This window comes from Schlesneria sp. (assembly GCF_036405755.1).
Classification (GTDB): domain Bacteria; phylum Planctomycetota; class Planctomycetia; order Planctomycetales; family Planctomycetaceae; genus Schlesneria; species Schlesneria sphaerica.
In genome coordinates this window covers 1-11,719 of record NZ_DASWWZ010000462.1, presented here as the reverse complement: position 1 = coordinate 11,719, position 11,719 = coordinate 1, and the positions used below count along the sequence as shown (strand labels likewise).

The 11,719-nt window shown below is 55.3% G+C and carries 8 protein-coding genes; all 8 read left to right on the top strand.

Annotated elements, in window-relative coordinates; genetic code table 11:
* A partial coding sequence (locus VGE80_RS15835) for a beta strand repeat-containing protein (RefSeq protein ID WP_440593343.1) occupies window positions 1-4,419 on the top strand: 4,419 nt, incomplete at its 5' end.
* A gap of 455 nt (window positions 4,420-4,874) precedes the next feature.
* On the top strand, window positions 4,875-6,002 hold the full coding sequence (locus VGE80_RS15830; protein ID WP_440593342.1) for a DUF262 domain-containing protein: 1,128 nt from the start codon (window positions 4,875-4,877) through the stop codon (window positions 6,000-6,002).
* Window positions 5,999-6,700, top strand: a complete 702-nt coding sequence (locus VGE80_RS15825; protein ID WP_440593341.1) for a HEPN domain-containing protein — start codon at window positions 5,999-6,001, stop codon at window positions 6,698-6,700. The genes VGE80_RS15830 and VGE80_RS15825 overlap by 4 nt, the downstream gene beginning before the upstream one ends.
* A gap of 1,047 nt (window positions 6,701-7,747) precedes the next feature.
* The gene (locus VGE80_RS15820; protein ID WP_440593340.1) at window positions 7,748-8,218 is read left to right on the top strand and encodes a hypothetical protein; all 471 of its coding nucleotides are present in this window, start codon (window positions 7,748-7,750) and stop codon (window positions 8,216-8,218) included.
* A gap of 502 nt (window positions 8,219-8,720) precedes the next feature.
* On the top strand, window positions 8,721-9,086 hold the full coding sequence (gene hpf / locus VGE80_RS15815; protein ID WP_440593339.1) for a ribosome hibernation-promoting factor, HPF/YfiA family: 366 nt from the start codon (window positions 8,721-8,723) through the stop codon (window positions 9,084-9,086).
* Window positions 9,087-9,229: 143 nt separating this feature from the next.
* The gene (locus VGE80_RS15810) at window positions 9,230-9,700 is read left to right on the top strand and encodes a PTS sugar transporter subunit IIA (protein ID WP_373649962.1); all 471 of its coding nucleotides are present in this window, start codon (window positions 9,230-9,232) and stop codon (window positions 9,698-9,700) included.
* A 172-nt stretch (window positions 9,701-9,872) separates the two neighbouring features.
* Window positions 9,873-10,166 (top strand): HPr family phosphocarrier protein, encoded by a 294-nt coding sequence (locus tag VGE80_RS15805; RefSeq protein ID WP_373649961.1) that lies wholly within the window; start codon window positions 9,873-9,875, stop codon window positions 10,164-10,166.
* Between the two features lie 58 nt (window positions 10,167-10,224).
* Window positions 10,225-11,719, top strand: a 1,495-nt coding sequence (gene ptsP / locus VGE80_RS15800) for a phosphoenolpyruvate--protein phosphotransferase (protein ID WP_440593338.1), incomplete at its 3' end; no start/stop codon positions are given.

The following is an 11,719-nucleotide window of genomic DNA, read 5'->3' as shown; positions in this document are numbered from 1 at the left end:
ATTACCGGGTATGCCGTCATCCAGTCGATCAACGGCCTCAATGAAGTCACGCTTGTCGATGTGAACCAGAATCCGTTCGTTCCCGCCGCAGGCACAGGATCGTCGGGCTCGCCGTACGTCTTCGCCGGAAGCCCCGCCTCCTACGTCGCCCAAAAGTTGATCAACCTGTGGTACGCCTGGGCCGATTACTATGTGCAGAATGTTGATGCCACGACCGTCTCCCTGTCTGGCAAGACGACCGGGACCAACTCGCTGCTGGACGAAAAAGCACTGATCCTTTCCGACCTCAGTGATACCAGCCAGCTGCGAGTCGGCAGCGTGGTCTCGGGGCCGAACATTGCCCTGAATCGCGTGAGCGACGCACAGGTCCACCATGGCGGAACAGGCTATCAGGTCGGCGACATCCTGACGGTTTCCGGCGGCGCGACCATCGCCCCCTTCGGCGCGGCGCAGATTAAGGTCCTTGGCGTCAATAGCGCGGGGGCGCTGACAGCGATCCAGGTCATTCAGAGCGGATCCTATTCCCAGATTCCCGCTGGCATTGTCAGCTTCACGGGAGGACAAGGATCGGGCGCGACAGCCAATCTGACGATTTCCAACACCACCATCACCAAAATTCTGTCAGCGACGTCTGTCCAACTCAGTAACGCCGTCCTGACCTCCGCGACCGGCACCTATACGTTCAGCGCACCGTTGCCGATCGTCCGATCCAGTGACGCACCCGCATTCGGTGACCCCGCAAACAAGTTGACATTCGATAATTCGTTCACCGCCCCCTACGGAGAAAACCCCCTCGAGTTCGCCCAGACGGTCTACGATGTGATGTCGGGATTCAGCAAGATCCCTCCTTCGGGTGCCAAGTTGAGCCTCTCAGCTCAGTTGCTCAGCTATTGCATTGGCTGCAACATCGGTTCATTCGCGGGTAATTCACTGGTCCCCGTCCTGCGTCAGGATCAGTTACGAGACGCGCTCAAATCCATCATGCGCGGCGTCTCGGATTTTCAGCAATTCCCGGAGTTCGGCACCATCCAGGACCCACGCTCCACATCGCAGTGGTATCCAGATCCATCCAAAGTTCTGCTGGGCGCTCTGGTCAACGAGACACAGACCACATCCAACGTCTTTAACCTCAATCCGTATGTCTTCTTCGTCCACCGTGTGCTGGGGATGAATGGCTATGGCTTCTCAGTCGACGACGACACCGCAGACGTCGGCAGCCTGGGATCGAACCTGCAGATTGCCTACGGAAGCACTGCCGCAACCGCCCCGGGAACGACGCAAAAGCTAAACAACCTGAATTACTACACGTCAGGAGCCCCCTACGGGACACTGGTAGGCGAGGGACAGATCGATAACACCTCCGTAGCCTTCGCCAAGATGCGCGAAGAGGGATTCCTGATTCCGGGCAACACGGATCGCACCCCCGTCACGGTCATTAAACTCCCCACGAGTCTCATTCCACTGCTGGTCGCCGCAGACCAGAACACCACCGGTGCGCTTGTCACCGCCAGTGACAACAGCCTGCCCGCAGGAACGCGCGTCGTGGCCTACCAGAACAGTGTGAGCGATCCCTCGTACCCAGAGGGCTATGGCGCGGTCTTCGTGAGCCGCCCCGCCGGCACAGTCCCCTCAACGGACGGGCCACCCAATACCACGTTCACACTGACCGGCTTCAATACCCTGCTTCCTGTGATCACCCAGGTTTCGCAGAGCAGCGGCGCACCGGGAACACAGATCACCATCACCGGAGCCCAATTCGGTTACACTCTGGTGGGGAGCACCAATTTTGTACCCGTGGTCGAATCGATCACCTTTAATGGTATCCCCGCAGCCGCCAGCAGCATTATCGTGGTCGACGCAAACACCGTGAAAGTCACCCTGCCACAGGGAGCGTCCACCGGAAAGATCGCCGTTCGCAGCGATGCCGGGACGGGTTACAGCAGCACGGACTTTCAAGTCACCTCCCTCCAGGTCTCCCAGCCACCCACGGGGGCAGCCAACACGATCGCGATCAACAGGAACACCTCCTACCTATTTGCTGTAGCGGATTTTGGGTTCTCAGATCCAAATGACAACCCGTCTCACAACTTCTCAGCAGTCCAGATCACCTCTCTGCCGACGGCGGGAACATTAACCTATAACGGTATCGCCGTTTCTCAGAATCAGTTCGTCTCTGTCGCTGACATCAGCGCGGGCAAGCTCGTCTTCACCCCGGCGCTGAATGCCGTTGGAGCAAGCTATTCCCAATTCGCCTTCAAGGTCCAGGATGATGGTTCCACCGAAAACGGGGGTGTGAATCTTGGTCTGACAGAGCATCTGATGAAGATGACCGTCCTCGCAATTCCAGGCGTCAATCCATCCCCCTGGCTGGGTGGAATCGAATCGACACCACTCTCCTATAAACCGAATGATCCACCGAAAGTCATTTCGGAGACTGTCCTGGCGAGTGACCCCAACAGCCAAAACCTGACGAAGCTGACCGTCCAGATTACGTCCGGCTACCAGAACGATGCGAACGGAAAGGATGTCCTTTCCTTCACCAATCAGTTTGGCATCACAGGCACATTCGACGCGGCCACGGGGACGCTCACACTCTCCGGAACAGCCTACGTCGGGGACTATCGCAAAGCGCTCCGGACCGTCACCTTCAGTTCCACAGGATCTAATGTCAGTTCGGCAAATCGTGTTCTGACCATCATCGCTACCGATGACGGTTCACCCAATCCCGCCCTCAGCCAGCCAGTTACGCGAACCGTCGTATTCAACTTTGCACCGGTCATCACGGGCCTGGAATCGGCAAACCTCACCTACGCTGCGAACACGCCCGCGACAGTGATCTCGAGCACCATCGACCTCAGTGATGCCGACAGCACACTCCTCTCGAAAGTCACTGTCCAGATCACCTCCGGGTACCAGAACAACGCCGACGGACAGGATCTGCTCTCGTTCACCGACAAGTTGGGAATCACAGGTTCGTTTAACCCTGCCACCGGAACGCTGACACTGTCCGGCAGTGCCACTGCGGCCAGCTATCGGGATGCACTACGGTCGGTCACCTATAGCTCCACCGGAGCCAACGTCACCACGGCCAATCGGGTCCTCACGATCATCGCCACCGACGATAAAGCCCCCACACCAGCCAGTAGCGCACCGGTCACACGAAACATCACGGCAGCCAACCACCGACCCTGGCTCGGCGGAATCGAATCGGCACCTCTGACTTACAAGCCGAATGATCCGCCCAAAACCATTTCCGACACCGTCCTGGCCAGCGATCCCGACAGTCACAACCTGACGAAGCTGACTGTCCAGATCACCTCCGGCTACCAGAACGATGCCAACGGAAAGGATCTCCTCTCCTTCACCAGCCAGTTCGGCATCACCGGTTCGTTCGACGCCGCCACGGGGACACTCACCCTCTCCGGAACCGCGTATGTCGGGGACTACCGCAAAGCGCTGAGAACTGTCACCTTCAGTTCCACAGGGTCCAACGTCAGTTCGGCAAACCGTGTTCTGACCATCATCGCCACCGATGATGGTTCACCCAATCCCGCACTCAGCCTGCCGATTAACCGGACAGTCGTTTTCAACTTCCCGCCGGTCATCTCGGGACTGGAAACAGCAAATCTTGTCTACTCCGCGAATGCGCCCGCCACCGTGATTTCCAGTACGATCAACGTCACCGACTCCGACAGCGCCAAGCTCTCCAAGGTCACCCTCCAGATCACTTCCGGGTACCAGAACAACGCCGACGGACAGGATCTCCTCTCCTTTACCAATCAACTGGGGATCACGGGTTCGTTCAATCCTGCCACCGGAACGCTGACACTCACCGGTGAAGCCGATGCCGCCAGCTATCGAACCGCACTCCGGTCGGTCACCTATAGTTCCACCGGAGCCAACGTCACCACGGCCGATCGGGTCATCACGATCATCGCGACCGACAACAAATCCCCCACGCCAGCCAGTAGCACACCGGTCACACGCACCATCGCGGCAGTCAATCACCGACCCTGGCTTGGCGGAGTTGAATCCGCGCCGTTGACCTACAAACCCAATGATCCGCCCAAAACGATTTCCGACACCGTCCTGGCCAGCGATCCCGACAGTCACAACCTGACGAAGCTGACTGTCCAGATCACATCCGGCTACCAGAACGATGCCAACGGAAAGGATCTCCTCTCCTTCACCAGCCAGTTCGGCATCACCGGTTCGTTCGATGCCGCCACGGGGACGCTCACACTCTCTGGTACAGCCTACGTCGGGGACTACCGTAAAGCCCTGAGAACCGTCACCTTCAGTTCCACAGGCTCCAACGTCAGCACGAACGATCGCGTTCTCACCATGATCGCCAGCGACGACTCGCTCGTCCCCGCGTTGAGCATCCCGATCACAAGAACGATCAAACTGCTGGAGTAGGGCATTAACCCGCTATCGCTGGAGCAATCCCTTGAGCCCTTTGAGTGCGACGACCTGACTTCTTGTGATCTACAGTACTCGCTGTCTGACCAATAACGTTATGCTACCAATCACAGTCCCTCGCCTTCGTAACTACTCAGCCTCCACGGCAGTAACACTTACCTCCGCGACACTGTGCATACATTAATTCTTCCCACACTACCAATCTCGACTCATTTACCGCAAAACACAGCCCCGCAGCGCATGCTCCGTCTACGTCTTCCGTACACACCCATCCTTAAGGCCGTTCAACTGGACTTCCGCAGAATCTGCCGACCTTGTCGGCATAAGATACCCAATTAGGTGACGAATGCTGGTAGCGACTTAACGCAACCACTACGCGAAACGCTACAGCCTCCGCAGTCACATCTCTAAAAAACGAGACAATTACCTGAACGAAACGCGGAAAATTAAACATGCCAAAAAAGCTAGCAAACATCAAAATGAGCGGCAGCGCTCGTTCAACCGATCTTGCAGACATCCTCTTCCCATCTCCCGAAACTATAGATTATCAAGACAGCATCTTAAACATTCCGCCTGAGCAAAGAAGGCTCCATACTGAGACGGTAGACTACAGTGTCGACACGATTGTCGCTGCACTCAGATCCGGCGCCATTAAAATTCCAGTGTTTCAAAGGCGGTACGTCTGGACCAACGCACAGGCATCGCGGCTCATCGAATCACTAATCATTCAATGCCCGATCCCAGTCGTTTACTTGAGCCAAGGATCAGACGAAGTCTACCAAGTGGTCGATGGAAACCAGAGACTCAATTCATTACTACGATTCCTCGAGAATGACTTTAAGCTAACTGGACTCACGGCGTACCCCGAACTCGAGGGCAATTCGTTCTCCGAACTCGACCCAAGATTCCAGCGGCATATCGTGAACAGAACGGTGCGATGCCTCATCATCCTTAAAGACACCCATCCACAAGTAAAATTTGACGTATTCGAACGCCTCAACTCGGGAGCAGTACAACTGACTGCGCAGGAACTACGCCACGGCATCTACCATGGCGACGCTATTCGTCTGGCTGGAGAATGCGCAAAAAGCAAGACATTTCAGAAGTTAGTCTCCGTCTCTCAGAACAAAAGAATGAAACTTGAAGAACTTGTCATAAGATTCTGGTCCCTCGCGGAAGGATATCAACAGTACAGAAAGCCATTATCGGCTTTTTTGAATCGATACTGCGAAAGCCACAGATCACTGAACAAATCGGACCAATCTCGAATTACGGAGCTTTTCAGCAGCACAGTCAATGAGGTTTCCAGCCTTTTTGGAGACCTCGCATTCGCTGTCTTCGATGAAAACGCAGGAGTCTTATCTCGTTTCAATGCAGCGGTCTACGACTGTCAGATGGTCGGCGTTGGCACTCTACTTGAGAGACCAAACAGACTTCGTCTATCCAGGAAGGCGGCTAGAGAAAGAATGATTAGCCTTTTCAACAACAGCGATTTTCAAAACATGATCTCCCGCGCGACAAGCGACGACAAGAACGTAAAAGGGCGTATCGACGCATTTGTTAAGGCTTTCGATGTATGACCCGCAGGTACTCCAAAAGCACTGCTCGAGCTGAATTTGAGAGTGCCTTATCCGAAATTGAGACGGTGATACTGCGAGTCGCGCCACCACGACGGGTGGACCCAGCACTCAAGAACTATGTTCTCGGAGCAGCCATACTTTTTTTAAGCGCGAAAATAGAGAACTACATTTCAGACCTATTCAACAGTATCTGCCAAGAAGCTTGTCGTACGCTCCTCACCCCAGATGCCGCCCCCCCGGCGCTACTCGGATGGGCATTTCTTAATGACGGTCATATAGAAAGGAGCAAGACTTTTGTTGCCCGCAACAACGAGAGCGAATATATCCTTGAAACCGGAAACTATTTAATTAACAACTTACTAAGAGATCCCGGGAAATATCTGACTCCAGACAAATTCACCGGAATCAATGACAAGTCTTATCCGTCGGCAAAAAATCTGAAGCGGATGTTTCGCCGAATAGGCATAGATTCCGTCTTCAATCGGCTCGATTGTCGCCTCCGACGGAATACCGAGAATGATCTAGCGAGCCTAAACAGCATTCGCGGTTCGCTGGCACACACTGGGATCTCCGGAATATTATCCTACAATGATGTTAGAAGCCAGCTTCGCAAGATGAACCAGATCGTTCGCGGCCTAGACATGGAAACCTTCTATCACCTCAGAAGATGTCACTCTGGCATAGCTTGGAAATCCTGAATCGACGACTTTGAGCTTAGAAGAAGTCTTCAAATTGCCCGAAACGTTAAAATCACTGCGACTCCGCATCCATGGATTTTCAGGTCAACGAAGGCGGATCCACAGCGATCATCAAGAATTACCCCAGTAGCTTCAGGGATGAGCAATGGAAGGTCATTAAGAAACGGGTCCCAAGCGTGCCAACGTGGGGCGACCGCCTGTGGACCGCAGAATCATCTTGGATACAATCCTGTACCCGAATCGAACCGATTACTAGCAGCGATACTTGCCTCACGCACTCCATCAGTGGAAGACAACTTTCACTGTTTTCTAGCGCAGGAGTCGAGACGGAGTCTGGCTATGATTCAGACTTCCATGATCGGCTGGCTACGGCCTCATCAAGGTACGCCTGAAAGCGTGTCGCGCGTGCGGAAGGGCCATCAGGCGACGACGCATTGGACGTGACAGATCGGCCGGGACGTCTCCCCAGACCTGTTTGCGATATTGACATTTGTCGCTCTTTTGTGATATTTTCAATTCACAGGACGGTAGGTCCCGATCGCAGCAGCTTTTCCGAACGGCAGGACGAAGTTCTCCTTCACCTGCCAATCGCCGGCCCCCTGGCTGGCAACAGCATGCGGATCACGCAGGGCAAACAAATTCGCAACCCTCAATCCCATTTCTGGAAATGATGCTGGCAGCAATTGAAACCTGCTGGCAGCGTTTCCTGAAAAAGGAGCGACAGGCCGATGAGATCTCCCGCGTCTGGCTAAAAAAATCGAAGTTGCTCAACTCGCTCAATTTGTTCATTTTGAGCAACTTCAAAACCCTCACCAGACTCTACAAAACAGGGATCTTGCTCAACTCGTTCAACTTGCTCATCAGTTTTTTTCTCCGCACAGCATCTTCCGATTCATCGAACGACGGCAGCCTCACCTTGCCCAGATTGAAGGAAATCGTGCGAGTTGCTGGCCCCCTGGAGGAAACTCGTCTTTGCACAAATTCGACTTCCTGATAATTACCCGCCCACACTCGTCCCATTTCTGCTGTCCTCCGAAGGGGCGTGCCATGAAGGCCGCTAATCATCGTTTTGCGCTGACTGCCTGCATGATGCTGGCTCTCGCCGTACCTGTGAGCGGTTGTACGGTCGGTGGAAAGAGCTTCGCGATCGATAGTAATTCGCGCGTTCCGTTCTTCGGACTGGAGCTGAAAGAGCGGAAACGTAAAGACACAGCGCCGTCTTATAAGTCAATTTCACGGTCGTCACGCGACGAGGTTTCCGTGAAGGTCGCGTTCCAGAACTCCGCGACCAATCAGGCATCCGACTCAAAAAAGCACTCTTCGCAGCCCGTCTCAACCCAATTCGTGTCAGATCCGGTCACACCGTCGACCCCGAGAGGAAAAACGGGCCAGCCCACCGCGGCCTCTTTGACAGTGACGCAAGATCCACCAGTCGCCTCCATTCCGTTACCTCGTACGGACGACCTCCCTTCTTCGCGCGATCGACGGGCGGCTTCCCTCAAGATCGATTTTCAGTGAGATCTGCCGGAAACACCCCGTTGTGCAGACGATGACGGGTCACCGCACCGCTCACGAACTTTCGGGATGGCGTTGAGTTTCCCTCGCCGAGGCGATTTGGGTGAGTGACAGGTTCACTTTGCCGAGAGCAGGTGAGAACACGAGCCGTCGTGCGTATTCTGCGGCTGATGAGGATTAATGCTCAGTTCAGAGCAGGGACGCCTTCCCGCAGGGATGACTGACAAATGTCAGATGGCAAACTGTGCAGTTTTCCTTCGGGCGCTGGGGTGCTACACTTTGGCTCGTTGTCACGATTGAACAAGCCAGACAGGTCGCAGAGGATCGAACCTGGCGGTGAACACGTGATTGGGCAGCACCAATCAGAACGCGTACGACTCCGGTGATTGACGCAGCATTCCTGCTGAATACAATCGCCGATCGGTGCCGAGGGAAGCTCCTCCCCTGGGTCACTTTACGCGACGTACTACCGCTGAGTGAGTTTTTTAAGAAAGAGTAGGTTTCGGTGCAAGTCGCCATTACCAGCAGACACGGGTCTCTCAGTCCCAGCGCACACGAACATATTGCGCGGAAAGCAGAAAAACTGCTGACGTTCTTCGATCGCGTGACGGCTATTAACGTCACAATCGATTTCAATAACGATCGCGTGAACGCTGAAATCCTTGTTGACGCCGAACACCGCCATGACCTCGTGGCGAGTCATCTGGGCGAAACAGGCGAGAATGTCATTGCGGTTTTCGACTCGGCATTGCATAAGATGGAACAGCAAGTCCGTAAGTACAAAGAGAAGATTCAAGACCATCGCCGTGATCCGGCGTTGAATGAAATCGCGGAAGCTGCGGAAAAGCGCAATTCTGAAGGCGATGAATAGCCGCGGCAATGCCTGTGACTCCAGGATGGTGATTGTTTCCAGGACCGGAAGCAGATAACTGCGTTCGTAGAATGCCTCGATCGCGGTCGCAGCAGAAATCGAACACCGAGACAGATCGGCGATCAGCCGAAAGGGGAAATTTCATGAAGTTGTGTGACTTCGTTGTTCCGGGCGCTATCGTTCCGGAGCTTCCAGCAGGGACGAAAGAGACCGCCATTCGGGCAATGGTGTCGAGCCTGCAGAAAGCGGGCAGCATCAAGGCTGAAGACGAAGAGAACATCGTCGCCGCAATTTTGAAGCGTGAAGAGCTCGGCTCCACCGGCATCGGCCGCGGCGTGGCCGTCCCGCACACCAAGCATGGTTCGACCGACAAGCTGATCGCGGCGGTCGCTCTGGCCAAAGACGGCGTGGACTTTGCCAGCCTCGATGGCGAACCCGTCTACATCGTGTTCCTGCTGGTCTCACCCCCTGATCGCCCCGGCGACCACCTGCGTGGGCTCGAAAACATCTCACGTCACCTTCGCAACGACCACTTCTGCAAATTCCTTCGCCAGTCCAAGACCAGCGAAGACATTTGGGAACTGCTCATGGAAGCGGACAACAACGAGATCTAGCCGCTGACGGCGGTCGTCTCGTCCCGAGCAGACCGCCTCATCTTGCGGCGACATTGGCGATTTTTCATAACATCTGTCATGATCACGGCCGAGAAGGGCCCGATTTCGCTAAATTTCGCCGCATCTCAACTGTGTATTTGCACCATAAACATCCACGTGATGACTCTTCATCATGTCTGAGCCTACCGTACATCGCCGAAAAGTGACTGTTGTCAACGAGCAGGGATTGCATTTTCGCCCCTGCCAGTTGATCGCGCTCGCCGTACAGCAACACCAAAGCTCCATGATCATCACCCGGGGATCCACCCGCGCCGATGCCAAAAGCCTGCTGGAGCTGTTGGCGCTCGCGGCCGAGCAGGGGACCGACCTGGAACTGGAAGCGAGCGGCCCGGACGCCGTCGATGTTTTGTCTGAAGTGTCAGAATTGTTCAGCCGTGGCTTCCAGACGCCGAATCAATCTCATTAATGCTCGACTTAGTACTGATCCGATACTCCGGCGACGTTTCCTGTAGATTGTTGTCTTCATGCAGATCAAACGCGGCATAGCAGTTTCGCCCGGTGTCGCGATTGGGCCGGCCATGGTGCTGGGCTCCGAGAATTTTCGTATTCCCCACCGCTATCTCTCGGCGAGTGCCGTCGGATTCGAACTGACTCGGTTCCACGCGGCTCTGGAAGCGGTTTGTCGCGAAATTTCCACCAATGAGAAGCTGGCCCGGGAGCGACTGGGCGAGCAGTATGCCGCCATCTTCTCTGCCCACCTCATGCTGGTCCGCGACCCGCAACTGCTGGAACAGGTCGAAAACCGCATCAAACAGAAGCAGTCTCCCGAGTATGCCGTCAGCCAGGTCCTGGGCCAGTACGCCAAGCAACTGCAGAACCTGGGGGGGCAGTACCTGGCTGAGCGATCTGTCGACATCTTTGACCTCGAGAAGCGCATTTTGCGACATCTCCTGGGGGAACGTCGCGAAGAACTGGGGCACCTGACCGAGCCCGTCCTGCTTCTGGCGAACAATCTCACCCCCAGTGAAACAGCCAATCTCGACCGCAAGCTCGTCCTGGGCTTTGCGACAGAAGTCGGTGGACACACGAGCCATACCGCCATCCTTGCAGGAGCGATGGAAATCCCCGCGGTCGTCGGGATTGGAAAATTCCTGTCGGATGTCACCGGCTCAGAAACGATCATCATCGATGGCAGCCATGGCCTGGTCATCATCGACCCCGATGAAGAGACGTTGATCAAGTACCGCAGCTCGGAAGAGCGGTACCGCAGTCAGGAACGCCGCCTGAAATCGCTCAGCAAGCTCCCTTGCGAGACCCAGGACGGTGTCACGATCACGCTACTGGGGAATATTGAGTTCCCTCAGGAAGCCGAGCCGTGCAAGGAAAAAGGGGCGGCTGGGATTGGTCTGTATCGCACCGAATTTCTGTATCTGGAATCCAACCGGGAACCGACGGAAGAAGACCACTATCAGGCTTATTGTCAGGTTCTCAAAGCCTTTCCGAACCGACCCGTGACAATCCGCACGCTCGACCTGGGATCGGACAAGATGCCCGGGGCACTACGGGCAAAGTACCCCGACAGCGTCAATCCCGCATTGAGTGTGCGGAGCATCCGACTCAGCCTGCAACACCTGCAGCTTTTCAAAACGCAACTGCGAGCCGCACTGCGGGCAGCCCTCTACGGTGACCTGCGGATCATGTTCCCTCTGATCTCCACACTGCTGGAGTTCCGCCAGGCCAAGATGGTCCTGAGCGATGTCGCGGAAGATCTTGAGGAACAAGGAATTCCGTTCCGGCGAGATGTTTCTGTCGGAATGATGGTCGAGGTGCCGTCAGCGGCCATCATGGCCGAGGAATTCGCTCAGGAAGTCGGCTTCTTCTCGCTTGGGACCAACGATCTGATCCAGTACACTCTTGCGGTGGATCGAGCGGACCAGGCAGTGGCAAACCTCTATCGTTCGGGCGATCCCTCAATTTTGCGGATGATCCGCAACGTTGTGAATGCAGCGGTGAAGTACA

What these genes read in the sequence shown, in the direction of transcription:
- VGE80_RS15830 (WP_440593342.1), top strand. Translation starts at nt 4,875, where the DNA reads ATGCCAAAAAAGCTAGCAAACATCAAAATGAGCGGCAGCGCTCGTTCA.
- VGE80_RS15825 (WP_440593341.1), top strand. Translation starts at nt 5,999, where the DNA reads ATGACCCGCAGGTACTCCAAAAGCACTGCTCGAGCTGAATTTGAGAGT.
- VGE80_RS15820 (WP_440593340.1), top strand. Translation starts at nt 7,748, where the DNA reads ATGAAGGCCGCTAATCATCGTTTTGCGCTGACTGCCTGCATGATGCTG.
- VGE80_RS15810 (WP_373649962.1), top strand. Translation starts at nt 9,230, where the DNA reads ATGAAGTTGTGTGACTTCGTTGTTCCGGGCGCTATCGTTCCGGAGCTT.
- VGE80_RS15805 (WP_373649961.1), top strand. Translation starts at nt 9,873, where the DNA reads ATGTCTGAGCCTACCGTACATCGCCGAAAAGTGACTGTTGTCAACGAG.